Source organism: [Rhizobium] kunmingense, assembly GCF_977018605.1.
On record NZ_CDRNXG010000001.1, the window covers coordinates 654,876 to 681,533 of the forward strand.

The window sequence follows — 26,658 nt, forward strand, 5'->3', positions numbered from 1 at the left end:
TGCATCGGCCCGAAAATCGGCTCGATTTTCGGAAGGCCCGATGCGCAGTTTCTTAGCAATCGAGCGCCCCATGCACGTCCTTAAGGACGTGCGGCCCTCCGGCAGCAATCACTCGGCGACAGCGCCGACAGTGTTTGCCGTATCATCCTTCGGGCGCTCGCCTTCCGGCGCCGCACCCGTGGTCATGTAGTAGATTGTCTCGGCGATGTTGGTCGCGTGGTCGCCGATACGCTCGATGTTCTTGGCGCAGAACAGGAGATGCGTGCAGGTGGTGATGTTGCGCGGATCTTCCATCATGTAGGTCAGAAGCTCGCGGAACAGCGACGTGTACATCGCGTCGATCTCTTCATCGCGCGAGCGGATCGCCTCTGCCCGTTCCGCCGAGCGGGTGGCGTAAACATCGAGAACATCCTTGAGCTGGACGGCCGCGAGATCCGACAGATGCTCGAGACCGCGGGCAAGCTTGCGCGGCACGCCGGTGCCCTGCACCGCGATGACGCGCTTGGCAGTGTTCTTGCCAAGATCACCGACGCGCTCCAGATCGGCTGCGATGCGCAGGGTGCCGATGATTTCACGCAGGTCGGCCGCCATCGGCTGACGCTTGGCGATGGTGACGATCGCCTTGTCCTGAATTTCGCGTTCGGCGTGATCGAGGATCACGTCGTCGGAGATGACCTTCTGGGCAAGCGCAGAGTCGGAGTTGACCAGAGCGCGCACGGCATCGCCGCACATCTGCTCGGCCAGGCCGCCCATTTCGGAAATGCGGCGGCGCAGATATTTCAGTTCTTCGTCGTAGGCAGAAAGGATATGACTGGATACCATCTTCTTGTCCTTGAAAATCCGTAGCAGCAGGCAAATGGCTTATCGCCGATCAGCCGAAGCGACCCATGATGTAATCCTGGGTGCGCTGGTCATCCGGATTGGTGAACATCTTGTCCGTGTCGTTCTCCTCGACCAGCTGGCCGAGATGGAACATGGCGGTGCGCTGCGAGACGCGGGCCGCCTGCTGCATCGAGTGCGTCACGATGACGATCGTGTAGTTGGCGCGCAGCTCGTGGATGAGTTCCTCAACCTTGGCGGTGGCGATCGGGTCGAGCGCCGAGCAGGGTTCGTCCATCAGGATCACTTCCGGCGAGACCGCGACCGCACGGGCGATGCAGAGACGCTGCTGCTGGCCACCGGAGAGACCGGTGCCGCCTTCATGCAGGCGATCCTTGACTTCGGCCCAGAGGCCGGCGCGCTGCAGAGATGCCTCGACGATCGCATCCATATCCGCCTTGCCGCGGGCAAGACCGTGGATCTTCGGACCGTAGGCGATGTTTTCGTAGATCGACTTCGGGAACGGGTTCGGCTTCTGAAACACCATGCCGACGCGGGCGCGCAGTTCCACGACATCGATTTCCTTGTCGTAGATGTCGTCCTGGTCGAGCGTGATCTTGCCGGTGACCTTGCAGTTCTCGATCGTGTCGTTCATGCGGTTCAGCGTGCGAAGGAAGGTCGACTTGCCGCAGCCCGACGGGCCGATAAGCGCCGTTACCGTGTTTTCGCGGACGTTCAGGTTGACGTCGAAAAGCGCGCGCTTATCGCCGTAATAGACCGAAACGTCCTTGCCGATCATCTTGTAGGCTACATCATTCATCTTCTTGTCCAGCGCCTTTTCAACTGCTGCTTCTGACAACATATTCATTGTGTCGATCTCCTACCACCGGCGTTCGAAGCGGCGGCGCAACAGAATTGCACCCACGTTCATGACAATGAGGAACAGGAGCAGGATGATGATCGCTCCCGAGGTTCTTTCGACGAAGGCGCGTTCCGCCTCGTTCGCCCACATGTAAATCTGCACCGGCAGCGCGGTCGACGGATCCATGGGGGTCGTCGGGTAGTTGGCGACGAAGGCGACCATGCCGATCAGAAGGAGCGGCGCGGTTTCGCCAAGCGCGTGCGCCAGGCCGATGATCGTGCCGGTGAGAATGCCCGGCATGGCGAGCGGCAGGACGTGGTGGAAGATGGTCTGCATCTTCGATGCGCCGAGGCCGAGAGCTGCGGCGCGGATCGACGGGGGAACCGCCTTCAGGGCCGCACGGGTGGCGATGATGATCGTCGGCAGGGTCATCAACGTCAGCACCAGACCGCCGACCAGCGAGGCCGAACGGGGCATGCCCATGAAGTTGACGAAGACTGCAAGGCCGAGAAGACCGTAGACGATAGAAGGCACCGCCGCGAGATTGTTGATGTTCACCTCGATCAGGTCGGTGAATCTGTTCTTCGGGGCGAATTCCTCGAGATAGATGGAGGCAGCGACACCGATCGGCAGCGACAGGATGAGCACGATCGCCATCATGTAGAAGGAGCCGATCAGGGCGACGCCGACGCCGGCGGCTTCCGGACGGCTGGAATTGCCGTTGACGAAGATGCCGGTGTTGAAGTGCTTGCCGAGAGCGCCCGCTTCCGCCAGCTGGTTCATCCAGCCGACCTGCTGGTCGGAGACTTTTCGGTTGTTTTCGGACACGGTGAGGTCGATCTGGCCCTTGAAGGCGCTGTCGATATCGCCGGCTGCGAGCAGCGACACGGTCTGGGTCGTGCCGATGATCTGCGGGTTGGAGGTGACCATGTCCCGCAGCTGACCGCGAACACCGTCCGAAATCATCTGGTTGACGGCACGCAGGCCCTGACGATCGCCCTCGGCGACGCCGAGCACCTTTGCCAGAGCATCGCGGGCGACAACCGGATAATTGGCGGTCATCAGACGCTGCGGATTTTCGGCACGCTCGTTATTCCGGTCGATGATCTGTTCGGAGAATTCGACTGGAATGGTGATCATCGTCTGCTGGAACGCGGTGTAGCCCTTGGAGACGACCGAGTAGAGCAGGAGGAACAGGAACAGGATGCCGAAGGACAGGGCTGCGATGCCATAGGCACGGAAGCGACGTTCGGCGGCATAGCGGCGCTTGATGCCGATATCGCGGCGAGCGGGCTTGGCCGACGCGCCGGCGGGGAAGGATACCACGTCGGTCATTCGTACTGCTCCCGGTATTTGCGCACGATGTAGAGCGCGTAGATGTTGAGGCAAAGCGTGATGGCAAACAGCGTGATGCCGAGCGCGAAGGCGACGAGCGTCTGCGGCGAGGTGAATTCAAGGTCGCCCGTCAGCTGGCTGACGATCTTGACGGTCACGGTCGTCATCGGCTCGAACGGATTGAGCTGCATGCGGGCGGCCACACCTGCGGCCAGCACGACGATCATCGTTTCACCGATGGCGCGCGAGGCGGTCATCAGCAGAGCGCCGACAATGCCCGGAAGTGCCGCTGGCAGCACGACCTTCTTGATCGTTTCCGACTGGGTGGCACCGAGACCGAGCGAACCGTCACGCAGGGTGCGCGGCACGGCGGTGATGATGTCGTCCGACAGCGAGGAGACGTAGGGGATCAACATGATGCCCATGACGAAACCGGCAGTCAGAACGGACTGCGCCTGGATGAAGTTGGCGAAGTCGCCGGTGGCTATGCCGTTGATCTGCGAAGATAGGTCGCGCAGGAACGGACCGACCGTGGTCAGGGCGAAGAAGCCGTAGACGATGGTCGGGATGCCGGCCAGGACTTCAAGCAGCGGCTTGGCGACCGAGCGCACGCCCCTGGATGCGTATTCGGACATGTAGATCGCCGAGAACAGGCCGCTCGGAACAGCGACGAGCATGGCGACGAGGCCGATATAGAGCGTGCCGAGAAGCAGCGGGATAAGCCCGAACTGGCCTTCCGAGGCGGTGGCGCCGGCGGCGGCGAAACGCGGATCCCAGACCGTGCCGAAGAAGAATTCCCAGGCGGGAACGCGGCCGAAGAAGTGGCCGGCTTCGGTGACCATCGACAGGACGATGCCGATGGTCGTGACGATGGCGATCGACGAGGCGAGAACAAGACCGCCAAGGATGACGCGTTCCACCCGGTTACGGGCACGGAAGCGCGGCGAAATGCGGGTATACGAGAAACCGGCACCGGCAAGAGCGACGATCATCACGATCGCCGTCATGATGCGGTTGCTGACCTTGTTCATCGCGTTGAGGTCACCGGCGGATTCGACCATGTAGGGCTCGGGATCGCCGGCAAGCGGAACGCCCCTGGCACCCATGGCGGCGCGCAGCGCAGCCGGGTCTGCACCCACCTGATCGATTTCTTCCAGCGTCAGGACATCCATGCCGCGGGCCAGAGCACCGACCATGCCGAAGGCGAGGCCCTGCTCAGCCTGGCTGCGCGCTTTCACCTCTTCGGGGAAGCCGGACAGCACGGTGGAATTAATGTAGAACGGGCTGGCGATCAGCCAGACGGCCAGGACGATGGCGGCAGGAAGAACGGCGCAGATCGCGACGAACGTGCCGTAATAGCCGGGGCGGGAGTGAAGTTTGGAGGATAGGCCGCCGGCAATCGCCAGCGCATGTCGCGTCCCCACGACATAACAGACGATCGCTATGATCGCCAAAATCAACAAGATCAGTGGTGTGCTCATCAGAATCCCCCGGCCTACCGCCTTCGGCGGCAGCCACTACCGCACAAATCCCATCACCGGAACCGAATTAGTCGCAAATACCCAGTTTTCGGGCCGCCCTATGAAAGGGCACAGGCTTGAAAGTCGTCGCATAAGGCCGGGAACAGGTTAAGATTTTCCGACGGAAACGCACCGACTGTCAGCAGAGCAGCGCTCCGGGCCAACACCTTGGCAGCCCGGCACTTGAAAGAAACCCGGCGCCGCTCGATCGAGCGGCGCCGGATCGTAGATTACAGGGTCTTGCCGTCTTCGAAGGCCTTGCGGGCTTCGTCGCGCTGTGCGTCCGGAGCAGCAACCAGGCCGTATTCGGCGAGCGGGCTTTCCGGGCCGACCATGTCGTCAGACAGGAAGAATTCCACGTATTCCTTCAGGCCCGGGATAACGCCCAGGTGAGCCTTCTTTACGTAGAAGTACAGCGGACGGGAAACCGGGTACTCGCCGGACGAGATGGTTTCGGTCGACGGAACGACTTCCGAAACGGTCGCGACCTTCAGCTTGTCCATGTTGTTTTCGTAGAAGGCCAGGCCGAATACGCCAAGGCCGGTCTTGTTGGCGGCGATACGCGCGAGCGTCTCGGTGTAGTCGCCGTCGATGTCGACTGCAGCGCCGTCCTTACGGACTGCGACGCAGGCAGCAGCAGCGGCCTTGGCATCGGTGATCGAAGCCTTGATGACGTCCGGAGCGCCGGCTTCCTTGCAGCCTTCAGCCATGATCTTCTCTTCGAAGACTTCGCGGGTGCCGTGCTTGGAACCCGGAATGTAGGCAGCGATCGGGCCCTTCGGCAGGGTCGGGTTTACGTCCGACCAGTTCTTGTGCGGGTTGGCGACGAGCTTGCCGTCAACAACAACCTGAGCGGCGAGAGCCGTGTAAAGGTCCTTCGGGGTGATCTTCATGTCGCCGTTGGAAGAGTCGGCAGCGAAGACGATACCGTCGTAACCGATGCGGACTTCCTGAACGTCGTTGACGCCTGCAGCCTTGCAAGCTGCCAGTTCGTCGGCCTTGATGGCGCGCGAAGCGTTGGCAATGTCGATGGTGCCTTCACCAACGCCCGAGCAGAATGCCTTCAGACCGCCACCGGTGCCGCCCGACTCGATGACCGGAGCCTTGAAGTCCGGGAAGGTCTCGGCGAAGGTTTCGGATACGATCTTTGCGTAAGGCAGAACCGTGGAGGAGCCGGCAACCTGGACCTGGTCGCGAGCGGCGGCAGCGCCGGCAAATGCGACAGAAGCCACGAGGGCAGCTGCGGAAAGTTTCAAGATGTTCATCGATCTCTCCCGATAAGGGTTTTCTAAAAAGCGTTCTCGCCGGCTTTTCGCGCTTGCCGGCTCTCGGCCCGCTTCTATTAGCTGCCGTTGACCTCAGCTTTTATGTCACTTCGATGAAACATTTATGACAAATTATATCGTTGATTTCACTGCGAAATACTGTTGCACGCGCGTGCATGGCAACGCTTTTATGTCAGAACCTGACGGTAAAATCGGAACCCTTGCCCAAAACCGACTTCACAACCAGCCGGGCGCGGTGCCGGGTGAGGATGTGTTTTACGATTGCAAGCCCCAGACCGGTGCCTTTCTTGGATCGGCTGTCGGCCACGCTGACCCGGTAAAAGCGCTCCGTCAGACGCGGCACATGCTCTGCCGGGATGCCCGGACCGCGGTCGACGACACTGACTTCGACCGCCTGCCCCGGCTCGGCGCGCAGGTAGACATCGACCACCTCGCCTTCCTGGCCATATTTACAGGCATTCTCGATCAGGTTTTCGAATACCTGTACCAGTTCGTCGCGATCGCCCAACACTTCGGCCTTGGTTTCCGGCAGATGTGTGCGGATCTCGACACCGAGATCATCGGCCAGCGGCTTCAGGGCATCGCGGACATGGCCGAGAACCGGCCGCAGGTCGATCGTCTGGTCCGGCGCGATGTGGGATTTCAACTCAAGCCTTGAGAGAGACATGAGGTCGTCGACAAGGCGGCTCATGCGGGTTGCCTGATCGAACATGATGCCGAGAAAGCGCTCATGCGATGCCGCATCGGATTTGGCCGGCCCCTGCAAGGTTTCGATAAAGCCGCGCAGCGAGGCGAGCGGGGTGCGCAGCTCGTGGCTGGCATTGGCGACGAAATCCGACCGCATGCGGTCGATGCGGCGCAGTTCGGAGATATCCTTGAAGGACAGGACAAAGAGCTTTTCAGAGGGACTTGTGTCGTCCGGCGCAATCGGCGCGATGCGCAACGTGTAGACGCGCTCGGACGGCAGGCGTTCGGAATGCTCGATCTGGTTTGGCTCGCCGGTGGCGATCGTCTCCTTGACCATGTCGAGAATGCTGGGTGAACGCAGCCGGGCGGAAAGATGCGCACCGAGCGGCAAAAGGCCAAGCGCCCGTTCCGCCGCCTTGTTTTCCCAAAGGACTGCCGCCTCGGCATTGAGAAGCAGGACAGGGATATCAAGTGCGGAAAGGGTAGCGGTTATGCGCGGCAGCGGATCGGGCGGAAGCACCTCCTGCGCCGGCTCTTCGGCAACCGGGGCCGCGATAATGACCGGACGCCGCGTGATGACCGTGATCACAAGTGCCAGCCATGTCGGCAGAACCGCAAACCATGGAGTACCGGCCACGAGGGCGGTCGCCGCGGCAAGCGCGAGCAGCACCAGCAGCAGCCATTCTCTCTTCGCCACAGCAAGAATGCCCTCGCCGCCCTGCCCATTCTCGGCTGCCATGATAACTCCAACAAAAACGGAACCGGGCGCCCCACACCCTTCCGATAAACACGTGGTCATATAAGGCCAACATGACACTTGTGCATCACCGCCTATGGAAAACCCATTCCATTATTCCACCTTTGGGATAGCGTGCCCGAAAACGGCATGCCGGAATAGCCGGACGTCAAAGAGGAGTGATGCATGTCAACAGGTGAAAGCAGAGCCGTCGATCTTACCATCAAGGGCAAGAAACGACGCTTCGATATAGACGACCCGACACTGCCGGACTGGATCGAGGACAATGCGCTTTCATCGGGCGACTACCCCTATGACGACAAGCTGAACAAGGACAAGTACGCCAAGCAGCTGGAGGCGCTCCAGATCGAGCTGGTGAAAATGCAGTTCTGGATGCAGGCGACGGGCAAGCGGCTTATGGCGCTTTTCGAGGGACGCGATGCGGCCGGCAAGGGCGGCACGATCTTTTCGATCCGCACTTATCTCAATCCCCGTTCGGCGCATGTCGTTGCGTTGTCCAAGCCCACGGAGACCGAGGCGGGGCAATGGTACTTTCAACGCTATGCAACGCATTTTCCCACCAAGGGTGAAATCACGCTCTACGACCGTTCCTGGTATAACCGTGCCGTCGTGGAGCCGGTGATGGGGTTCTGCACGCCGGCGCAATACGATGCATTCATGAAAGCAACGCCGAAGTTCGAGAAGCTGCTGGTCGAGGATGGCATTCATTTCTTCAAGTTCTGGCTCGATATCGGCCAGGAAATGCAGCTGAAGCGCTTTCACGACCGGCGGCATGATCCGTTGAAGATCTGGAAACTGTCGCCGATGGATATCGCGGCGCTGAGCAAGTGGGACCAATACACGCAAAAGCGCGACCGGATGCTGGAGGAAACGCATTCGAAGGATGCTCCATGGGCGATCCTGCGCGCCAACGACAAGCGCCGTTCGCGTCTCAACGCCATCCGTCACATTCTTCTGTCGCTCGATTATGAAGGCAAGGACAAGGACGCCATCGGCGAGATCGACGACAAAATTCTCGGCTTCGGACCGAAATTCCTCAAATAATCGGCGGCCGACCGTAACCAGCCTTACCGACCAATCCTATTGGCCGGTAAGGGCACGCACGGAATAGACGAAGACAGGTGCCGCTGTGCCGCTGATGCCGGTGTTGATGATCAATCGGCCCGGCGCGTTCGGCGCCATGGTACGGTCGAAGGAGACACGGAAGAGCGCATCCTGCCGCTCCTGCATGGCCGTAAAGCGATGGCGCGAGCACGAACCGAGGCTGCCGAAATCGCAGCGGACCGAAATCTGTGCCGGCTGATCGGCAGCGGACTGCACCGTGATGGCGAGCGTCGAGCTTCTGCCGGCAAGTTCGCGCAGCACTTCGGCCGGGACTTCGATAGCCACATCGCCGGCGGCGTTGGCGCTCGCCGACGTGATCCTCAGCGCCTGGCCCTCCGATCCCGTTGCGATCTGCGCCTGAGCCTGGGCGCCGGCGCGGAATGCCGCTCCCTCCACAGGTTCGAAAATGTCCGTCCACTCCTCGGAGAAACCACCGCGGGAAGACAGGGCAGACGGCCCCTGGCCGTTGACTGAGAGCGCCGACGGGCGATTGGCGGCCTGCACCGCTTCCTGAACGATCGATTGCACCATGCCCGACTGATAGAAGGCAAAGCAGCCGATGGCGACGACGGCAAGCGTCACCATCCACGTGGTCAGATGCGACAGAAACCCGCGCCGACGACGCGGCTTGGCCGCACGTTCCGACGCCATTCCCGCAGCCGCCTTGTTACGCACCTTGTTGCGCGCCACGCGGCCCCTCGTTTTCGGCTCGACTGCCGGTGACGCTTCGGCCGGCGACATGCCGCCTTCCGGCGGCGCGTCCCTGTAGGCTGGCGGCAGCGCATCGACATCCATCGACGGTGCCTGGGCCGTATCCTGTTCGGCATGCGATCGCGTGACCCCGCCAAGCGCACCGAATTCAGGTGCAGCGCCCGGCATTCCGCGTCGGTCCATGACAGAGGCCGGGGGATCGACGGAGACGGAAACATCCGGTGCCGCGGCAGCCGGATGCGATCTTACCGGAGCATCGACCGAGACCGAAGGTTCGATGCGAGATGGCGCCCCGACATCGTCCATTCGGTGTGGCTGAAGATCGGGGGCTTCGGGCTGGTACGGCGGCGCGGCCGACTGCGCCAGACGGTTGATCTCCTCGTCCTCGATCTCGCGGATCTTGTCTTCGAGCCGCTTGCGCTGCTGCATGATGACCAGATTGTCGCTGACGCCCTGTTTGCGAAGGCCGGCATCGAGCGCCTGCCTGGCGGACTGATAGATGCGCGCACGCACCTTGCCGTCACCACGTTCCGCTCGATCCAGGGCATTTCTAATGGCTGTTTCCAGGCCGCTCACTGCCGGTCCTTCCGGTTCATTTCAACTCTCGGCCGGTATGCGGCCTATCTCGCGCGGCATCGTCCCGCGCCTGTCCGTTAACCCCTCGGTAACGTCTCGACCGCCGAACTGCAAGACTTGGCCGCAGCTCATCCCGCGCTGAAACGGCCGCAACATGGTGTCAAATTGATGATGGGCACAGCCAACACACCGGCTTCCCCCCGATCTTTGCATCTGATACATCATCTTACGTAAAGGTAATTCGGGAGGTTCCTTTCATGCTTCCAGCGGTCCTCAAGGACAGGCTGCGGTTGCCCGTCGTGGCATCGCCGCTCTTCATCATCTCGCATCCGGACCTGACCATCGCCCAGTGCAAGGCGGGCGTTGTCGGCGCATTTCCGGCGCTCAATGCCCGGCCGGAAAGCCAACTGGACGAATGGCTGGCGCAGATCACGCAGGAGCTTGCCGCTCACGATGCGGCTCATCCCGACAGGCCATCCGCGCCTTTTGCCGTCAACCAGATCGTCCACACCTCGAACCGCAGGCTCGAACACGATCTGATGATGTGCGTGAAATACAAGGTGCCGATCGTCATCTCCTCGCTCGGCGCCGTGCCGGAGGTGAATGCTGCCGTGCATTCCTACGGTGGGATCGTGCTGCATGACGTGATCAACAACCGGCACGCCCATTCCGCCATCCGCAAGGGCGCCGACGGGCTGATTGCGGTTGCGGCCGGTGCCGGCGGTCATGCGGGAACGCTATCTCCCTTCGCGCTCGTGCAGGAAATCCGTCAATGGTTCGATGGGCCATTGCTGCTTGCCGGCGCGATCGCAACCGGCGGCGGCATTCTGGCGGCGCAGGCGATGGGAGCCGACATGGCCTATATCGGCTCCCCCTTCATCGCCACCGACGAGGCGCGCGCCGAGCGCGCCTATAAGGAGATGATCGTCGCCTCCAGCGCTTCGGACGTCGTCTATTCCAACTATTTCACCGGCATTCACGGCAATTACCTGAAGGGTTCGATTGCCGCCATGGGCCTGGACCCGGATGCCCTGCCGGTCGCGGATCCGTCGAAGATGGATTTCGACAAGGCAACGACCGGAGCGAAGGCCTGGAAGGAAATATGGGGGGCCGGCCAGGGTGTCGGAGCAGTCAAGGCGATAGAACCGGTCGAAAAGCTCGTCGATCGACTTGCCGAGGAATATGCGCAAGCGCGACGCAGACTGTCTCTTTGACCCCGCCATGACCGGCAAGTCAGGAAAAACAAAACTATCTGCAAAACCGGCTTGAAATCGGAATTGGTTGCCTGTATCAGCGCATCACTCTCAGCTTGGCGCCCAGCGCCGCTGACGGGCCGCTTTAGCTCAGGTGGTAGAGCACATCATTCGTAATGATGGGGTCGCAGGTTCGAGTCCTGCAAGCGGCACCATTTTTCCAATGTCCATATCAGATATGACAAAGCGCCTGTTGCCCCTCTATTCGCTCGACAGGCGCCAGACTTCATCGGCGATCGCCAGGGACGATGTAAGGCCCGGCGATTCGATGCCGTAGAGGGCAAGATAGGCCGCGTGGCCTGTCGCATCAGGCCCCTGGATGATGAAGTCCCCGCCGCCACCGCCATCCGCGCCGACGGTTTTCGGACGTATGCCTGCATAGGCGGGCTGAAGCGCGTCGTCCTTCAGGCGCGGCCAGTATTTGCGGATCGCCGCATAGAATTTTTCCGAGCGGGCCGGATCGACATCGTAGTCGGGTTCGTCCAGCCATTCGACATCGGGACCGAAGCGGGCCTGGCCCGCAAGATCGAGCGTCAAATGCACGCCAAGGCCGCCGGGTTCCGGCACCGGATAGATCAGGCGGGTCGCCGGTGCTCTTCCTGTCAGCGAGAAATAGCTGCCCTTCGCATAGGCGCGGTGCGGGATCGTTGCCCGATCAAGGCCTGCAAGGCCCATCGAGACCGCCCATGCATCGAGGCCCGCGGCGTTGACGACGAGCCGCGCGCGGGCAGTGAAGGGGTCGCTTCCGCCGACGGCGAGCGTGACACTTCCCGCCTGCAGCTCACCGGACAGGACAGGCGAATTGACCACGACCGTGCCGCCATGCGCTTCGATGTCGGTGATATAGGCCGCCATCAGGGCGTGGCTGTCGATGATGCCGGTTGCGGGAGAAACGAGCGCCGCATGGCCTTCGATCTCGGGTTCAAGTTGAGCGAGCCGGCCGGCGTCGATCAGATAGCAATCGTCGACGCCGTTCGCCTCAGCCTGTTTCAGCAGTTTTTCGAGATAAGCGACTTCGGCCTCGTTCGAGGCGACGACCAGCTTGCCGCATTGCCGGTGAGCGATATTCCGTTGCCGGCAGTAGGCATAGAGTGCCTGCCGGCCGGAAACGCAAAGGTGAGCCTTGCGGCTGCCGGTGGGATAATAGAGGCCGGCATGGATGACTTCGCTGTTGCGCGACGAGGTGATGCTGCCGGTCAGCGGCTCGCTTTCGAGAACGACGACCTCCCTGCCCGCCATCGCCATGCGGCGCGCAATCGCCAAGCCTATGACGCCGCCGCCGATGACGACGCAGTCGAGGTCGAGAGTTTCTCCCATCCGCTCCTCCAATCCCGCCCTTCGGGGTTTCGCAAGCGCCCGAATGATGTAGGACTGCATTCCTCGAACAGCGCGGTCGCGATTGCAAGCCGTGCCAGGCACTGGGGAGGTTCGATGCCGAAAATTGTTTTCCTCGATCGGGACACGATCGGCCCCGCCGTTTCCATCACCCGGCCCGCGTTTGCGCATGAATGGGTGGAATACGGAAAGACGGCGGAAACGGATGTGGCGGAGCGCATTCGTGACGCCGATATCGTCATCACCAACAAGGCGGCGGTGCGCGCTGCATCGATGGCCGAGGCGAAGAACCTGAAGATGATCGCGGTGGCGGCGACGGGCTATGACGTGATCGACCTCGATTTTGCCAAGGCACGCGGCATCGTGGTCTCGAATGTACGCGGCTATGCGGTCAATACCGTGCCGGAGCATACATTCGCACTGATCTTTGCCCTGCGGCGCTCGATCATAGGGTTTCGCCAGGATGTGATCGACGGCGAATGGCAACGCGCCAGGCAATTCTGCTTCTTCAACCACCCGATCCGCGATCTTGCCGGTTCGACGATCGGCATTTTCGGCGGCGGCACTCTGGGCAAATCCGTCGCGACAATCGCTGAGGCCTTTGGAATGAAGGTGATGCTTGCCGGTCGCAAGGGAATGGACGCAGTGCCGGAGGGATACACACCTTTCGACAGGGTGCTGGAGCAGGCCGACATCGTGACTTTACACATGCCGCTCAAGCCCGAGACGCGCGACCTGATCGGTCTTGCAGAATTCCGCCGGATGAAGCGTCAGCCGCTGATCATCAACACGGCGCGAGGCGGGCTGGTGAACGAGGCCGATCTCGTGACCGCGCTCGACGAGGGGCTGATCGCAGGAGCAGGCTTCGACGTGGCGACCACCGAGCCGCCCGCCGACGATAATCCGCTGCTTAAGGTCATCGACCGTCCGAACGTGATCCTGACGCCGCATGTGGCCTGGGCGAGCGACGAGGCCATGCAGAGCCTTTGGGAACAGGTGATCAGCCATGTCGAGAATTTCGACAAGGGGGCACCTTCGAACGTGCTTTGATCGCAGGACTGTTCTTCGGTGCGGCATGTATTTTCCGATGCCTTAAAGTGAAACGGCAGGCTTAGCGAAAGATTCAGGTGTTTGCGGCATGGTCTGCGCAGAAATAACGGTGGCCGCGCGTCCTTGACCTCGCTTCGAACGGCTACCCACTGGGGAAGGCCGCTTCGATGACCAATACTCTCAACGCCACCGTCCGGGAATTCATCGCGGAGAACTTTCTGTTCCGCGCCGATGCCGAACTCGACGATGATCAGTCGCTGCTGGAAAGCGGCGTGATCGATTCGACCGGCGTGCTGGAAGTCATCGCCTTTCTGGAGCAGACCTTCGGCATCTCGATTGCCGATGAAGAGATCATCCCGGAAAATCTCGACAGCATATCCAGCATGACCCGTTACCTCGCGGCCAAGCTGCCGCCGGCTGCGGCCTGAAAAGACAGGCACGGCCATGCGCATCGAGGACCACCTTCGCCGCAGTGCTGGCCGCCTTGAAAACAAGACGGCGGTCATCGCCGGCGAGACCAGCCTTACCTACGGTGAACTGGACCTGCTGTCGGATCGGCTGGCAGGCGAGCTGATCGCGCGCGGGATCGGTGCGGGCGATCGCGTCTTGATGGTGGCGGAGAATGTGGCGGAAGCCGTGGTGGCTTTTTTCGGCATATGGAAGGCCGCGGCAGTGCCCTGCCCGCTGCATGCGACCATCAAGCCGGACAAGCTTCGCGCCATTATCGGAAGCACACGGCCATTTGCGATACTGGCGCAGGCGCGGTTCGTCACCGTGGTCGATGCGGCCCTGGACGGCATCGACGTTGCGCCACAGAAAATTGCGCTCCCCGGCGGACCGCAGGCAATGCCAACCGGCTGGGCCGCCTATGAGGACATCGTGCGCAGGGACGGCAGCGTGGTTCCGTCATTGCTGACGGACGAAGATACACTGGCGATCCTGATCCACACATCCGGTTCGACCGGCACGCCCAAGGGGGTGATGCATAGCCATGCGAGCCTGCTTTTTGCCTGCGGCGCCATCGTCGATTACCTCGACAATACGCAAGACGACATCGTCCTCAGCCTCCTGCCGATCTCGTTCGGCTACGGGATCACCCAGATCCTGACCATGGTGATGGTGGGCGGTACGATCGTGCTGGAGAAGAGTTTTGCCTTCCCGCGCAAGATCCTGGCGCGGCTGGTCGAGACACGGGCGACTGGTTTTCCGATCGTGCCGGCGATGGCGGCGCTGATTGCCGGCATGCAGGACCTGCAACCCGCCTTCCTGCCCGATCTGCGCTATATCACCAATGCCGCCGCCGCCATGCCACCCTCGGTCACCGCGCGGCTGCGCGAACTGCTGTCGCAGACGCGCGTGTTCCTGATGTATGGCCAGACCGAATGTATCCGCGGCACCTACCTCTTACCCGAGCAGCTGGACGGACGGGCGCTATCGGTCGGCAAGGCAATGCCTGGGACGCAGGCTTTCGTCATCGATGAAGCCGGCAATCCGGTGCCTCCGGGTGTTGCCGGGGAGCTGGTGATCGAGGGTCCGCATGTGATGCTCGGCTATTGGCAGGACGAGATGGCAACGCGCGATAAGGTGGGGCCGGCGGCACATGGGCGACGGCTGATGACCGGCGACCTATTTACGCGCGACGAGGACGGCTTCCTCTTTTTCGTCAGCCGGCGCGACGACATCATCAAGACGCGCGGCGAGAAGGTGAGCCCACAGGAAGTCGAGCGGGTGCTCTATGCCCTGCCCGGTATCCGCGAGGCTGCCGTCGCCGGGATCGACGATCCGGTCTTCGGACAGCTGATCCGCGCCTATGTGGCGCTGGAGCCTTCAGCTCTGCTTTCCGAAAGGGAGATCCTGCGCCACTGCGCCCAGAACCTTGAAGACTACATGGTGCCGAAAAGCGTCGAGTTTCGCGATGCGTTGCCGCGTACCAGCACCGGAAAAATCAGATTGAACGCCGAGACATCGGCTCCCGACACGAAGGAAGATGCCGCATGACCATCGCTACCGCACCGTTCAGTGCCAAAGACCTCGTGCTCGACGCCGAGGCGGAGATCGAGCGGATTTGCGAATGGCTGCGCGCCACCATTCTGAAAGACCTGCGCAAGCGCGGCGCCGTGCTGGGGCTTTCCGGCGGCATCGACTCCAGCGTGACGGCAGCGCTGTGCGCCCGCGCGCTCGGCACGTCCAAAGTCGTCGGCGTGTTCATGCCGGAGCATGACAGCGACCCGGACAGCCTGCGTCTCGGACAGGCGCTGGCACAGGCGGTCGGGATCGAGACCGTGCTGGAGGATATCGGGCCTTCGCTGGCGGCCCAGGGCTGCTATCAGCGTCGTGACGGCTTCATCCGCCAGATCGTGCCGGAATTCGGCGAAGGCTGGGGCTGCAAGGTGGTGCTGGAAAACGCGCTGACCGGCCGCGGCTACAATATTTCCTGGCTGGTGGTTGCCAACCCGGACGGTGAGCAGAGCCGCCATCGCATGCCGCTCGACGTCTATCTCGGCATGATCGCCGCCGCCAACATGAAGCAGCGGACGCGCAAGCAGATCGAGTATTACCATGCCGACCGGCTGAACTCTGCCGTCGCCGGCACGCCGAACCGGCTGGAATACGACCAGGGCTTCTTCGTGAAAAACGGCGATGGTGCCGCCGACTTCAAGCCGATCGCGCATCTCTACAAGACTCAGGTCTACCAGCTTGCCGAAGCGCTCGGCGTGCCGGAGGAAATCCGCCGCCGGCCGCCGACAACCGACACTTGGTCGCTGCCGCAGGGGCAGGACGAGTATTATTTCTCGCTGCCTTATGACCGGATGGACCTCTGCCTCTATGCGCTCGACAACGGCATTTCCCGCGAGGCGACCGCAGGCGCGGCAGAGCTTACGCCTGATGAGGTGGATGCGGTCTGGCGCAACATCGCGTCCAAACGCAAGGTTGCGGACTACCTGCACGCCGCACCGTTGACCATGCTGGGCTGAACGGCGCCAGGGTCAAAATTCAGTCGAAACTGTCGCCGATCAGCCGCGTCCAGTTCTCGCCGGCAAGCCCGCAGATCAGCGCCTTGCCGGTCCGGATCGGCTCGAGCAGGCTCTTGTCCTTGGCATGGGCGACGAAGAAGGCGCGGCCGTAGAACAGGGTTTTGCGGCTGATCAGCTCCGGCGTCAGCCATGGGTGGCCGGCACCGCGAACTGCGACGCAGCCTGCCGCATCCGCATGGGCGAAAAGATCGTCCACCAGTTCGCCCGAGACATTCGGCGCGCAGAGCGCCTGCAGCAGCCAGCCGATACCGCCGGGGCGCGAATAGTAGCTGTAGCAGCCGACCACATCGCCGCTGCGGGATTCAGCGATGCGCCAGGTTGGCTTGCCGAATTGCCGCTTCTGCTGCGCCTGATCCATGAACCATTCCAGGGATGAGCGATCCCATTGCGGTCGGAGCGGGAAGACCTCGGCGAGTTTCAACATGGCATCGGTGAATTCGTCGCGCGACGCATCCCAGAAATTGACCCGGCCGGCGCCGTGAGGCTGTGGGGGACGGAAGGATTTGAACCCTGCCCGCTCGATCACGCCATCGGTCAAGGACGCCAGCGGACGCAGGAAGCGTGCGGGCCTGAAACCGCGCTCTGTCACCTGCAGGGCGGTGCCGGCGGGCCGGAGAACACGCAACCAGTTGAGGCTGTAGTTGATGTCGAGCGGCAGGGCGAGTTTCTGCCACATGCCGAGTGCAAGGGCATTGGCCGTCTCGGTCAGCGAAATGTCCTGCGGGCCGGAGAGGAAGGCACGCAGAAGACGCGCACCGGCGAGCGGGTTCTGTTCGTGACGGTCGACCATCATTGACCCGGCGAAGGCTGCGCGGATCGGGCGGCCTTCGATCTCAAGCCTTGCGGGAAAGACGCCGATGAAACCCTGAACGCCGCCATCGGCATCGATAAAGACCTTCGAGCGGATTTCCGCGTCATACCAGGGATGATCGAAGAAGATTTCGCGCAGGTACCTGATCATCTCCGGACGGACGGGCTCGGAGCGGCGGAAGGTCTTCTGGAAGAGTGCCGCAACGGATGGCAGGTCCTCCCGCTCCAGATCGCGTACTCCACCGCTTGCCTTCTGCATGATCGTTCCGTCCTTCGAGGCGCTGAAATGCCGTCGCGGGACCGTGACAGAAGAGATTTAAGCAAACGAAAAGAGGCCCGCACGGGGCCTCTCCAAACTTCATTCGCTACAGCTTACATCCAGTAGGGCGGGACGCCGTAATAGTCGTATACGGTCCGGTCCTTGCCGCGATAGAAGCTGTCGTCTTCGAGATCGTGATATTTCGGCGCGCCGGTGATCTGGTCCTTGGTCAGATCGATGCGATAGCCGTCAAGCTGTTCGTCATAGCGCAGCTTTTCCCATGGCAGCGGATAGTAGTCATCGCCGATTCCGAGAAAACCACCGAAGCTGAGAACGGCATAGCTGACGCGACCGCCATGCTTTTCCAGAAGAATCCGCTCGATCGAGCCGATCCGTTTCCCATCGGCGCCATAAACCGCCGTTCCTTCGACTTTGTCGCTGGCGATCAGCGAGGCCGTGTCCTTGACGTAAGGGTCCTGTCCCGCACGGGGTTCATGATGCAACATGACGATCCTCCTTGGTCATTGTTTTCGATGAAGGTAGAACCGACAAGGGCGTGGATCGTTCCCGAGATACTTATTTGACGTTTACGTCAAGGTTATATAACTCTCTTGTCATGAGGGCGCTCTAGGCGGTTTGCGGTGAATGTCCTAAGATGGCACCGGAAAAGTGGAGGACTTTTCCGGTGTCATGAATTAATGCGGACGAGCAAGGAGGATGCTCCGATGAATGAACCGGTGGCCAAAGCGCCGACGAATGCTCGCAAGATATGGCTTGCGTCCTATCCGCCAGGTGTGCCGGAGGATATTCCGCCGCTGGCCCACCGCTCGCTCGGCGCGCTTTTCGAGCATAGCTGCGCCCGCTTTGCCGACCGGCCGGCCTTTACCAGCATGGGAAAGTCGCTGACCTTCCGGCAACTGGAGGCGGAAAGCCGCAAGATCGCCTCATGGCTGCTTGCACAGGGCTTGGAAAAAGGCGACCGCATCGCGGTGATGCTGCCGAACGTGCTGCAAAACCCGGTGATCGTCTATGGCATCCTTCGCGCCGGTCTGATCGTCGTCAATGTAAACCCGCTCTATACGACGCGGGAACTCCAGTACCAGCTGAAGGATTCCGGCGCGAAAATCCTGTTCGTGCTGGAGAATTTCGCCCATACGGCCGAACTCGCCCTTCCTTCGACGGATGTGAAACAGGTTGTCGTCGCTACGATGGGCGACATGCTGGGGCTGAAGGGGCACATCGTCAATCTTGTGGTGCGCAAGGTGAAGAAGCTGGTCCCGGCATGGTCATTGCCATCGGCCAAGAGCTTTCGCGAGGTGCTGCGGGAGGGCGACGGCCTGACCACGGCCGCGGCGCCGGATGTGCGCCCGGACGACGTCGCGTTCCTGCAATATACGGGCGGCACGACCGGCATATCGAAGGGCGCCATGCTGACCCACGCAAACCTGCTGGCCAATAAGGCGCAGATGAGCATGTGGCTGGACACCGCTTTCCATACCAAGCAGCGGCCGGAGCAGTTGCACTTTCTCTGCGCGCTGCCGCTCTACCATATCTTCGCGCTCACGGTGAATTCCCTGATGGGTATTGCGACCGGCAGCCATAACCTCTTGATCGCCAATCCGCGCGACATACCCGCCTTCGTCAAGGAATTGCAGAAGCATCCGGTACATGTGTTTCCGGGCCTCAACACGCTGTTCAATGCGCTGATGAACAATGCGGATTTCCAGAAGCTCGACCATTCGTCGCTGCTTCTCGTCTTCGGCGGCGGCATGTCAGTACAGCGGCCGGTGGCCGAGCGCTGGCTTGAAATGACCGGTTGCCCGATCACTGAAGGCTACGGCCTTTCGGAAACCTCGCCAGTCGCCACCGCCAACCGGTTCGATGCCAAGGAATTTTCCGGGATGATCGGGCTGCCGATCTCCTCCACCGAGATCTCGATCCGCGACGATGACGGCAATGCGCTCGACCAGGGCGGAGTCGGCGAGATCTGCATCCGCGGGCCGCAGGTAATGGCCGGTTACTGGAAGCGCCCGGACGAGACGGCCAAAGTAATGACCACGGATGGCTTCTTCCGCACCGGCGACATGGGCTACATGGACGCCCGAGGCTATACCAAGATCGTCGATCGCAAGAAGGATATGATCCTCGTTTCCGGCTTCAACGTCTATCCGAACGAGGTGGAGGAAGTCGCCGCGATGCATCCGGGCGTGCTGGAATGCGCCGCGGTCGGCGTTGCCGATCCCCATTCGGGCGAAGCGGTAAAGCTGTTCGTGGTGAAGAAGGACCAGAGCCTGACCGAAGACGAACTCAAGGCTCATTGCGCAGCAAACCTGACCAACTACAAGCGCCCGCGCTTCATCGAATTCCGCGAACTTTTGCCGAAGACCAATGTCGGCAAGATTTTGAGGCGCGAGTTGCGATAGTCGCCCGAGCCGTTGCATGACGGCGACAGGTGAAAGCCAAGCATCACTTGTCGCCGGTGTTAGCCCCGTTTAGCAGTGGACCTTGTCGCCCTGCTCCGTTAGCCCTTGCGCTGGAGCCGGGGAAAGCTGTTGGAGTTCGCTTGCAAAACCGTGCCGGATTTTCGTTTCGACCGATCGCCGTTCTGACCCTGCTTGCCGCGCTTTCGAGTTGCGCCGGGCGGCCTGAAGGCGTGCTCATCCCGACTTCGGAGCCTGCGGCCGCGGATGCATCGATCGTCGATGTTCTCGTCGCCACGACGCGCAAGCCGAGCGAGACGCCCGGCATCCTGTTTTCCGGTGAGCGAGGACGAGAGCCCGCCATCACCGAGATCGAGGTATCCATTCCCCCGGATAGTGCCAGAAAGGCAGGGCAGGTGCAGTGGCCGAAGAAGCTGCCTGCGAATCCGGCCAAGGAATTTGCAACGCTCTCCGTCACGCAGATGGACGCGACACGCGCGCCGAACTGGCTTCGCGACCACATGACGAAAAGCCGCCGCGTGATGGTTTTCGTTCACGGTTTCAACAATCGCTATGAAGACGCGGTCTATCGCTTTGCGCAGATCGTGCACGACAGCGGTGCCGATGCAGCACCGGTGCTGTTCACCTGGCCATCGCGCGGCAGTATCTTTGCCTATAACTACGACAAGGAAAGCACCAACTATTCCCGCGATGCGCTGGAGACGACGCTGCGCAGGATCGCCTCCGAGCCGAGCGTCGGGGAAATCACCATCATGGCCCATTCGATGGGTTCGTGGCTGACCGTAGAGGCCCTGCGCCAGATGGCGATCCGCGACGGTCGGGTCGCACCAAAGATCCAGAACGTCATCCTCGCCTCGCCCGATCTCGACGTCGACGTGTTCAGCCGGCAGTTTGCCGCGCTGGGCAAAGACCATCCGAACTTCACTCTCTTCGTGTCGCAGGACGACCGGGCGCTCAGCCTGTCGCGGCGCATCTCGGGCAATATCGACCGCCTCGGCCAAGTCGATCCGACTGTGGAACCCTATCGCACGGAATTCGAAAAGGCCGGCATCGTGGTGCTGGACCTGACCAAGCTGCAGGGCGGCGATCGACTGAACCACGGCAAGTTCGCCGAAAGCCCGGAAGTGGTGCAGCTGATCGGCAACAGGCTGATCGCCGGCCAGACCGTGACCGACAGCGATGTCGGTCTCGGCGAGCGCATCGGCGCGGTGGCGATAGGCACCGCACAAACGGTCGGCGGGGCGGCAAGCGTTGCCGTCAGTGCCCCGATCGCCGTTTTCGACCCGGCGACACGCCGCAACTACAATGACCAGGTCGGACGGTTCGGGCAGGCGCTCGGCAACACGGTGGAAACCGCTGTGGGACAGTGACATTGAACAATTGACTGGTCCATTACGCAAAAGACGCTTCGCTGACGCTTGATTTGGTCGGGAAAGCGAATAGGTTTCCCTGCATCATCTGCAGAATGCGAGGAAACCATGCAGACCATCGTCCAACAGCTCAAGGCAACCGCAGACGCCACCCAGGCGACAGACATCCGTGCCGCCTTCGGCGAGGATGCGGGCCGCTTCGAGAAATTCAGCGTCCGCTTCGACGACCTCACCATGGATTATTCGAAAACCGCGGTGAACGAGGAGATCCTCGCGCTGTTCGAAAAGCTGGCGGACGCCGGCGGTGTCGCAAGCAAGCGTGAGGAGATGTTCTCCGGCGTAGCGATCAATTTCACCGAAAACCGCGCCGTTCTGCACACCGCATTGCGCAACCGCTCCAACACCCCGGTATTCGTCGACGGCCGGGATGTGATGCCCGATGTCAACGCGGTTCTTTCGGCGATGGGCACGTTTGCCGACGGCATCCGCTCCGGTAGCCTCAAGGGCGCGACGGGCAAGAAGATCACGGATGTCGTCAATATCGGCATCGGCGGTTCCGATCTCGGTCCGGTGATGGCGACGCTGGCGCTCGCGCCCTTCCATGACGGCCCGCGCGCGCATTTCGTCTCCAATGTCGACGGCGCCCATATCGCCGACACGCTGAAATCGCTCGATGCCGAGACGACACTGTTCATCGTCGCGTCGAAGACGTTCACGACGATCGAGACGATGACGAATGCGGCCACCGCCCGCAGGTTCATCGCCGACAAGCTGGGCGATGCCGCCGTTCAGCACCATTTCTGCGCCGTCTCCACCGCGCTCGACAAGGTCGCCGCCTTCGGCATCGATGCGACACGCGTCTTCGGTTTCTGGGATTGGGTCGGCGGTCGCTACTCGATCTGGTCTGCCATCGGCCTGCCGCTGATGCTTGCCATCGGCCCTGAAAACTTCGGCAAGTTTCTCGATGGCGCCCATGCGATGGACAATCATTTCCGCTCCGCTCCGGTGCGTGAAAACCTGCCGATGCTGCTCGGCCTGATCGGCTTCTACCATCGCAACGTGTTGGGCTACCCGACCCGCGCCATCCTGCCCTATGATCAGCGCCTCCTACGCTTCCCGGCCTATCTGCAGCAGCTCGACATGGAATCGAACGGCAAGGGTGTGACGATCGACGGTACGCCGGTCGAGGGCAATTCCGGCCCGGTCGTCTGGGGCGAGCCCGGCACCAACGGCCAGCATGCCTTCTACCAGCTGATCCACCAGGGAACGAGCATCATTCCGGCGGAGTTCATGATCGCTGCCAACGGCTTCGAGCCGGAGCTTCGCCATCAGCACGACCTCCTGATCGCTAATTGCCTGGCTCAGTCGGAAGCGCTTATGAAAGGCCGCACGTTCGAGGAGGCGAAGGCACAGCTCACCTCCAAGGGTATGGAAGACAAACAGGCCGATTTCATCGCACCGCACCGAGTCTTCACCGGCAACCGCCCGTCGATCACCTTCGTGCACGACAAGCTGACGCCGTTCGCCTTCGGCCGACTTGTGGCGCTCTATGAGCATCGTGTCTTCGTCGAAGGCGTGCTGTTCCGCATCAATTCCTTCGACCAGTGGGGCGTCGAACTGGGCAAGGAACTCGCCACCGGCCTGCTACCGGTCGTCGAAGGCAAGGAAAGCGCTGCGGGTCACGACGCATCGACGCAGGGTCTGGTGAAGACGCTGGCGGGGCTGAAAAAATAAAAGTAATACACAATTACATTTGCAGCACCTACTATCCCGCCGTTCAACGCGCTATTTGATCGGCGGGATAATGAGGTATTTTTTCAGGAAACTGTCACCGGCCATGCGCGCAGGCGTATGCCGGCTCTGGCGATGGATCGCTCGTGACTGGATCGGCAACCCCCTGTCGGAGCGAACACTTACCGTTCGTAACGAAATTCTCAAGCTACGTGCAGCCGCGTCGGATCGCCTTTCGACCGCCTGCTTTTCCGTTGGCGCAGCAGGCGTTGTAGCACCGCTCGCCGCTCCCATATTTCATGGAGACCCCGCAGTTCCAAGGACCGCTCTGGAGATGCTTCTGATTTTCGGAGCAACCCTGATTTGGCTGGCCATGGGCTTCGTGCTACATATGATAGGCGAGGCTTTTCTTCTCAAGCTCGGAGACAAATGAATGGATGCACTTGCACTTTACGCTGGCAGCGGCGCGGTGCTTCTGGTCATCGCCTTGTTCGTGCTCTATAGGCTGCGCCACAACTGAGCGCAGCCGCTGCACGTTATCCCTTACAATCCGATCTCTTTCGCAAACGGCGGGTTCGCCCCTGCCCGCGATACGGTCACCGCGGCGGCCTTGGCGCCCAGCGCAAGCGCCTTGGCGATCTGCTCTTCGGTCAGGTTGCCCACCTGCGCCTTGGTCAGAAGGTTCTGCATCTTGAGCGAGGCCAGAATGCCGGCATCGAACGTGTCGCCGGCGCCGACGGTGTCGACCACCGTCACTTTCTCGCTCGGCACCGTGACCTTGTGGTTGGCCGTATAGCCTACAGCGCCTTCGGCGCCTCGGGTGACGACGACGAGCTTGGCACCGTGGTGCAGCCACTGGCGCGCAAGCGTTTCCTCGTCGCCTTCCAGACCGAACCAGGCGAGATCCTCATCGGAGAATTTGACGATGTCCGACATGGCCGCCATGCGGCGGATACGGGCAAGATGGGCTGCCTTGTCCTTGATGAAGCCGGGGCGAATGTTCGGATCCAGCGAAATGACGCGCTTCTCGTGTTCGCGCATCATCAGCGCCTCATACGTCGATCCGCAAGGTTCCGGGATCAGGCTGATCGCGCCAAAATGCAGGGCTTCGCAATCATCGCCGAGTGACGGAAGATCCGCCTCGGTGATCATCCGGCCGGCGGTGTTCTCGTCGTAGAAGGCATAGGAGGCGTGGCCGTCGACCAGTTTGACGAAGGCGATCGTCGTCGGCCGCGACAGTGTCGCGCAATAGCTGAAATCGACATGGCTCTGGCGCAGCGTCTCGCGCAGGATATCGCCCATCATGTCGTCGGAGAGGCCGGTGAAGAAGGCGGCCGGCACGCCAAGACGGCCAAGCGCGATGGCTGTATTGAAGACGGCACCGCCGGCATACGGGGCAAAGCCCCTTTCACCCAGCGACGTCTCACGCGGAAGCATGTCGATAAGAGCTTCGCCGCAGCACAAAATCATCGGATTCCCTCCCAAGGAATGATCTGTTTTGCGATAGAAATAAGCGAGCTTTTGCCAATTGACCAGAGCAAAAGCTCGCCTTCCGTCTGGCCTTATTTCGGCAGTTCGCTGATTCCGCCGTTGCGGGCGGACCATGCAAGCGGCGCATCGAGGAAGGCCTCCACTTCCGACAGCGTCTTGTCGTCGAACAGTTTCTGGTCGCGGGCGACGGCCAGAACATTGCGCCAGGTGGCGATATGGTGGAACTGCACCTTGCCATCTGCAAAGCGCAGCGCGCCTTCGTCGAAGATGCCGTAGTAGAAGAGTGCCATGCCGTGATCGACGACGCCGCCGGCCGCGCGGATAGCGTCGATGAACTTGAACATCGAACCACCGGCCGTGGTCAGGTCCTCGATGACGAGGACACGGGCGCCTTCCGGCAGGTTACCTTCGATCTGGGCGTTGCGGCCATGGCCCTTGGGCTGCTTGCGGACATAAATCATCGGCAGCGACAAACGATCGGCAAGCAGGGCGGCAAACGGAATGCCGGCGGTTTCGCCACCGGCGATGCAATCGAATTTCTCGAAGCCGGCATCGCGCATCAGGGTCGCGGCGGCGAAATCCATGATGGCGGAGCGTACGCGTGGATAGGACAGAAGCTTGCGGCAATCGATATAGACCGGGCTCATCATACCGGATGCAAACTTGTAGTGCTTCTCGGCGTTGAAATGAACGGCGCCGATCTCCCACAGCATCTTGGCCATGAGTTCCGCCATTACGTTCCGGTCTGTAAATGTGGTCTGGATCATGCGCCCGCTCCTTGCCTAAATCGCTGCTTTTCCTTCAAGCAAGTCCGGACGCAAAACCGCCTGCAGTTTTTCCCGACATTGCCTTGAACCACGCGCCGCAATAGCAGCATGACGCAGGCTTAGCCAGTGAAAGAGCGACAAGGGCTGAAGTTTTCAGGCCGAATTGCGGTTGTCGGGCAGCGGCAGGATGGGGTGCAGATAGGAGGCGACCTCGACACGATCGCGGCCCGCACGCTTGGCATCGTAAAGCGCGCCATCGGCTAGATTGAGCACGGTCTCGAACGGTTGGCCTTCCGGCAGGCCGACGGCAACGCCGGCGCTCACCGTGCAGCGGATCGTGTGGCCGTCGACAACGATGTCGCGCGCGGCAAAACGCTTGCGCACCTCATTGGCGATCCGCTCCGCCCGGCCCGGCATGATTTCGCTGACGATCATGGCGAATTCCTCGCCACCGAGCCTTGCAGCGGAGGCAGCGGGTGTCAGCTCGGCCAGAAGGTCGGTCGCGAAAATGCGCAGGACCTCGTCACCTCCCGAATGGCCGAGGCGGTCGTTGATCGACTTGAAACGGTCGATGTCGAACACGATGACGGCCGTGGAGGCATTGAGCCTGCGCCCGCCATGCTGGTCGAACAGGGCGCGGCGGTTCAAAAGGCCGGTCAGTGCATCCGTCAGCGCTTCGCGGCGATGCAGCGCGGCCATGCGCCATTGGTGCAGTGCCAGCGACAGCGCGCCGATGCCGGTCATGCCAGCGATGCAGACACCGATATTGAGTGTTTCGGCCCAGTTCTGCGGTGCCTGACCGAGGACGAGATCTCCCTCGGCAATCAGGACCGCCGCGCAAAGGGCGAAGGAGAGCCCGCTGAGCGCATAAAGCACGGCCATGCCGATCAGCGGACCGGGTGCTTCGGCCCGCGCTGCCCAATACTGGCAGGCCGTGCCGACAAGCAGGGTGGCGGCCAGTACATTCATCATGATGATGCCGAGGCCATCAAGACCCGTGATGATCAACGGCAGGCCAAGCACGAGGCTGGTGAACGAGAGCGTGAAGGCCATGGGCCAGGGGTTGTCACCCGCGCGAAACTGAAGCGAGGCAGCATAGATGCTGGAAAAACCGCACATGAAGAGAGAATAGGCGATCGCCAGCGGCCCCGCACCTGACTGGATGGTGAAAGAGCCATAGGCAAAGATGCCGGCGATGACCAGAAAGAGCGAGACGACGAGCGTGAGGAGAAAGGAATCCGCCCTGCGAGAAAACCAGGTGCCGAACAGCGTCACCATAAGACATGCTGCCGACACCCCAAGGGCGAGCAGAAGAGACTGATAATCCAGCATCATGACTGAAATTCTCTTCGAAGATTTATACAATATGCCGCTAAAAATTACGGCTGGAACCTCTCCAAAGGGTTACCATCAGAGAGGACTTCCAGCCGCAACCAAAATAAACGGTATTATTCTTCGA

22 protein-coding genes and 1 tRNA gene are annotated in these 26,658 nt (G+C 61.3%); 10 read left to right on the forward strand and 13 right to left on the reverse strand.

Translation table 11 applies throughout. The features are described 5' to 3' along the window. Positions 1-108: 108 nt before the first annotated feature. From phoU to phoR, 6 genes are all read right to left on the reverse strand, one after another. Positions 109-822, reverse strand: coding sequence for a phosphate signaling complex protein PhoU (phoU, locus tag AC0JZ4_RS03320; RefSeq protein ID WP_471885027.1), 714 nt, complete (start codon positions 820-822; stop codon positions 109-111). A 49-nt stretch (positions 823-871) separates the two neighbouring features. Continuing rightward, positions 872-1,687: a phosphate ABC transporter ATP-binding protein PstB gene (pstB, locus tag AC0JZ4_RS03325; protein ID WP_471885028.1), complete on the reverse strand. Its 816-nt coding sequence runs from the start codon at positions 1,685-1,687 to the stop codon at positions 872-874. A 12-nt stretch (positions 1,688-1,699) separates the two neighbouring features. Further along, positions 1,700-3,016: a phosphate ABC transporter permease PstA gene (gene pstA / locus AC0JZ4_RS03330; RefSeq protein WP_471885029.1), complete on the reverse strand. Its 1,317-nt coding sequence runs from the start codon at positions 3,014-3,016 to the stop codon at positions 1,700-1,702. After that, entirely contained in the window at positions 3,013-4,497 is a 1,485-nt protein-coding gene (gene pstC, locus AC0JZ4_RS03335) for a phosphate ABC transporter permease subunit PstC (protein ID WP_471885030.1), read from the reverse strand. Before pstC ends, pstA begins: the two co-directional genes overlap by 4 nt. A 269-nt stretch (positions 4,498-4,766) precedes the next feature. Beyond that, on the reverse strand, positions 4,767-5,801 hold the full coding sequence (locus AC0JZ4_RS03340) for a PstS family phosphate ABC transporter substrate-binding protein (protein ID WP_471885031.1): 1,035 nt from the start codon (positions 5,799-5,801) through the stop codon (positions 4,767-4,769). A 193-nt stretch (positions 5,802-5,994) separates the two neighbouring features. After that, entirely contained in the window at positions 5,995-7,248 is a 1,254-nt protein-coding gene (phoR, locus tag AC0JZ4_RS03345) for a phosphate regulon sensor histidine kinase PhoR (RefSeq protein ID WP_471885032.1), read from the reverse strand. Between the two features lie 183 nt (positions 7,249-7,431). Between phoR and ppk2 the strand changes: the two genes are divergently transcribed. After that, positions 7,432-8,310, forward strand: a complete 879-nt coding sequence (gene ppk2, locus AC0JZ4_RS03350; protein WP_471885033.1) for a polyphosphate kinase 2 — start codon at positions 7,432-7,434, stop codon at positions 8,308-8,310. Between the two features lie 36 nt (positions 8,311-8,346). Here the strand turns inward: ppk2 and AC0JZ4_RS03355 are convergent, their stop codons facing one another. Then, the gene (locus AC0JZ4_RS03355) at positions 8,347-9,657 is read right to left on the reverse strand and encodes a hypothetical protein (RefSeq protein WP_471885034.1); all 1,311 of its coding nucleotides are present in this window, start codon (positions 9,655-9,657) and stop codon (positions 8,347-8,349) included. Between the two features lie 257 nt (positions 9,658-9,914). Between AC0JZ4_RS03355 and AC0JZ4_RS03360 the strand changes: the two genes are divergently transcribed. Both AC0JZ4_RS03360 and AC0JZ4_RS03365 read left to right on the forward strand, forming a co-directional pair. Beyond that, positions 9,915-10,871 (forward strand): NAD(P)H-dependent flavin oxidoreductase, encoded by a 957-nt coding sequence (locus AC0JZ4_RS03360; protein WP_471885035.1) that lies wholly within the window; start codon positions 9,915-9,917, stop codon positions 10,869-10,871. Positions 10,872-10,989: 118 nt separating this feature from the next. After that, positions 10,990-11,065, forward strand: a tRNA-Thr gene (locus AC0JZ4_RS03365). Between the two features lie 46 nt (positions 11,066-11,111). Here AC0JZ4_RS03365 and AC0JZ4_RS03370 read toward each other — a convergent pair. Next, complete coding sequence (locus tag AC0JZ4_RS03370) at positions 11,112-12,227, reverse strand: NAD(P)/FAD-dependent oxidoreductase (protein WP_471885036.1); 1,116 nt, start codon at positions 12,225-12,227, stop codon at positions 11,112-11,114. Positions 12,228-12,341: 114 nt separating this feature from the next. Here AC0JZ4_RS03370 and AC0JZ4_RS03375 point away from each other — a divergent pair, with 114 nt between their 5' ends. From AC0JZ4_RS03375 to nadE, 4 genes are all read left to right on the forward strand, one after another. Next, complete coding sequence (locus tag AC0JZ4_RS03375) at positions 12,342-13,295, forward strand: D-2-hydroxyacid dehydrogenase (RefSeq protein ID WP_471885037.1); 954 nt, start codon at positions 12,342-12,344, stop codon at positions 13,293-13,295. A gap of 167 nt (positions 13,296-13,462) precedes the next feature. Further along, a complete protein-coding gene (locus AC0JZ4_RS03380; protein WP_471885038.1) occupies positions 13,463-13,723 on the forward strand; it encodes an acyl carrier protein in 261 nt (86 codons plus the stop codon). A gap of 16 nt (positions 13,724-13,739) precedes the next feature. Further along, complete coding sequence (locus tag AC0JZ4_RS03385; RefSeq protein WP_471885039.1) at positions 13,740-15,293, forward strand: class I adenylate-forming enzyme family protein; 1,554 nt, start codon at positions 13,740-13,742, stop codon at positions 15,291-15,293. Next, entirely contained in the window at positions 15,290-16,270 is a 981-nt protein-coding gene (nadE, locus tag AC0JZ4_RS03390; protein WP_471885040.1) for an NAD(+) synthase, read from the forward strand. The genes AC0JZ4_RS03385 and nadE overlap by 4 nt, the downstream gene beginning before the upstream one ends. Positions 16,271-16,289: 19 nt before the next feature. Here nadE and AC0JZ4_RS03395 read toward each other — a convergent pair whose 3' ends face one another. Together AC0JZ4_RS03395 and AC0JZ4_RS03400 are read right to left on the reverse strand one after the other, a co-directional pair. Continuing rightward, the gene (locus AC0JZ4_RS03395) at positions 16,290-17,399 is read right to left on the reverse strand and encodes a hypothetical protein (protein WP_471885041.1); all 1,110 of its coding nucleotides are present in this window, start codon (positions 17,397-17,399) and stop codon (positions 16,290-16,292) included. 113 nt (positions 17,400-17,512) lie between these two features. Further along, positions 17,513-17,905 carry a PRC-barrel domain-containing protein gene (locus tag AC0JZ4_RS03400; RefSeq protein ID WP_471885042.1) on the reverse strand — a complete coding sequence of 131 codons (393 nt, stop codon included), beginning with the start codon at positions 17,903-17,905 and terminating at the stop codon, positions 17,513-17,515. 219 nt (positions 17,906-18,124) lie between these two features. On the opposite strand from AC0JZ4_RS03400, the gene AC0JZ4_RS03405 reads away from it, so the two are divergent. The 3 genes from AC0JZ4_RS03405 to pgi all read left to right on the forward strand — a co-directional run bounded on the left by AC0JZ4_RS03405 (position 18,125) and on the right by pgi (position 22,944). Next, positions 18,125-19,822, forward strand: coding sequence for a long-chain-fatty-acid--CoA ligase (locus AC0JZ4_RS03405; RefSeq protein ID WP_471885043.1), 1,698 nt, complete (start codon positions 18,125-18,127; stop codon positions 19,820-19,822). Positions 19,823-19,962: 140 nt separating this feature from the next. Then, positions 19,963-21,210 carry an alpha/beta hydrolase gene (locus tag AC0JZ4_RS03410; protein ID WP_471885044.1) on the forward strand — a complete coding sequence of 416 codons (1,248 nt, stop codon included), beginning with the start codon at positions 19,963-19,965 and terminating at the stop codon, positions 21,208-21,210. A gap of 108 nt (positions 21,211-21,318) precedes the next feature. After that, entirely contained in the window at positions 21,319-22,944 is a 1,626-nt protein-coding gene (pgi, locus tag AC0JZ4_RS03415) for a glucose-6-phosphate isomerase (RefSeq protein ID WP_471885045.1), read from the forward strand. Between the two features lie 540 nt (positions 22,945-23,484). Here pgi and AC0JZ4_RS03420 read toward each other — a convergent pair. The 3 genes from AC0JZ4_RS03420 to AC0JZ4_RS03430 form a co-directional block, all read right to left on the reverse strand. Then, positions 23,485-24,411, reverse strand: coding sequence for a carbohydrate kinase family protein (locus AC0JZ4_RS03420; protein WP_471885046.1), 927 nt, complete (start codon positions 24,409-24,411; stop codon positions 23,485-23,487). A gap of 92 nt (positions 24,412-24,503) precedes the next feature. Next, positions 24,504-25,199 carry an orotate phosphoribosyltransferase gene (locus tag AC0JZ4_RS03425; protein WP_471885047.1) on the reverse strand — a complete coding sequence of 232 codons (696 nt, stop codon included), beginning with the start codon at positions 25,197-25,199 and terminating at the stop codon, positions 24,504-24,506. A gap of 153 nt (positions 25,200-25,352) precedes the next feature. Then, positions 25,353-26,534, reverse strand: coding sequence for a GGDEF domain-containing protein (locus tag AC0JZ4_RS03430; protein WP_471885048.1), 1,182 nt, complete (start codon positions 26,532-26,534; stop codon positions 25,353-25,355). Between the last annotated feature and the right edge of the window lie 124 nt (positions 26,535-26,658).

What these genes read in the sequence shown, in the direction of transcription:
- AC0JZ4_RS03375 (WP_471885037.1), top strand. Translation starts at nt 12,342, where the DNA reads ATGCCGAAAATTGTTTTCCTCGATCGGGACACGATCGGCCCCGCCGTT.
- pstC (WP_471885030.1), bottom strand. Translation starts at nt 4,497, where the DNA reads ATGAGCACACCACTGATCTTGTTGATTTTGGCGATCATAGCGATCGTC.
- AC0JZ4_RS03430 (WP_471885048.1), bottom strand. Translation starts at nt 26,534, where the DNA reads ATGATGCTGGATTATCAGTCTCTTCTGCTCGCCCTTGGGGTGTCGGCA.
- phoU (WP_471885027.1), bottom strand. Translation starts at nt 822, where the DNA reads ATGGTATCCAGTCATATCCTTTCTGCCTACGACGAAGAACTGAAATAT.
- AC0JZ4_RS03425 (WP_471885047.1), bottom strand. Translation starts at nt 25,199, where the DNA reads ATGATCCAGACCACATTTACAGACCGGAACGTAATGGCGGAACTCATG.
- AC0JZ4_RS03420 (WP_471885046.1), bottom strand. Translation starts at nt 24,411, where the DNA reads ATGATTTTGTGCTGCGGCGAAGCTCTTATCGACATGCTTCCGCGTGAG.
- AC0JZ4_RS03395 (WP_471885041.1), bottom strand. Translation starts at nt 17,399, where the DNA reads ATGCAGAAGGCAAGCGGTGGAGTACGCGATCTGGAGCGGGAGGACCTG.
- phoR (WP_471885032.1), bottom strand. Translation starts at nt 7,248, where the DNA reads ATGGCAGCCGAGAATGGGCAGGGCGGCGAGGGCATTCTTGCTGTGGCG.
- AC0JZ4_RS03405 (WP_471885043.1), top strand. Translation starts at nt 18,125, where the DNA reads ATGAATGAACCGGTGGCCAAAGCGCCGACGAATGCTCGCAAGATATGG.
- AC0JZ4_RS03400 (WP_471885042.1), bottom strand. Translation starts at nt 17,905, where the DNA reads ATGTTGCATCATGAACCCCGTGCGGGACAGGACCCTTACGTCAAGGAC.
- AC0JZ4_RS03360 (WP_471885035.1), top strand. Translation starts at nt 9,915, where the DNA reads ATGCTTCCAGCGGTCCTCAAGGACAGGCTGCGGTTGCCCGTCGTGGCA.
- pgi (WP_471885045.1), top strand. Translation starts at nt 21,319, where the DNA reads ATGCAGACCATCGTCCAACAGCTCAAGGCAACCGCAGACGCCACCCAG.
- pstB (WP_471885028.1), bottom strand. Translation starts at nt 1,687, where the DNA reads ATGAATATGTTGTCAGAAGCAGCAGTTGAAAAGGCGCTGGACAAGAAG.
- AC0JZ4_RS03370 (WP_471885036.1), bottom strand. Translation starts at nt 12,227, where the DNA reads ATGGGAGAAACTCTCGACCTCGACTGCGTCGTCATCGGCGGCGGCGTC.
- AC0JZ4_RS03340 (WP_471885031.1), bottom strand. Translation starts at nt 5,801, where the DNA reads ATGAACATCTTGAAACTTTCCGCAGCTGCCCTCGTGGCTTCTGTCGCA.
- nadE (WP_471885040.1), top strand. Translation starts at nt 15,290, where the DNA reads ATGACCATCGCTACCGCACCGTTCAGTGCCAAAGACCTCGTGCTCGAC.
- AC0JZ4_RS03385 (WP_471885039.1), top strand. Translation starts at nt 13,740, where the DNA reads ATGCGCATCGAGGACCACCTTCGCCGCAGTGCTGGCCGCCTTGAAAAC.
- pstA (WP_471885029.1), bottom strand. Translation starts at nt 3,016, where the DNA reads ATGACCGACGTGGTATCCTTCCCCGCCGGCGCGTCGGCCAAGCCCGCT.
- AC0JZ4_RS03380 (WP_471885038.1), top strand. Translation starts at nt 13,463, where the DNA reads ATGACCAATACTCTCAACGCCACCGTCCGGGAATTCATCGCGGAGAAC.
- ppk2 (WP_471885033.1), top strand. Translation starts at nt 7,432, where the DNA reads ATGTCAACAGGTGAAAGCAGAGCCGTCGATCTTACCATCAAGGGCAAG.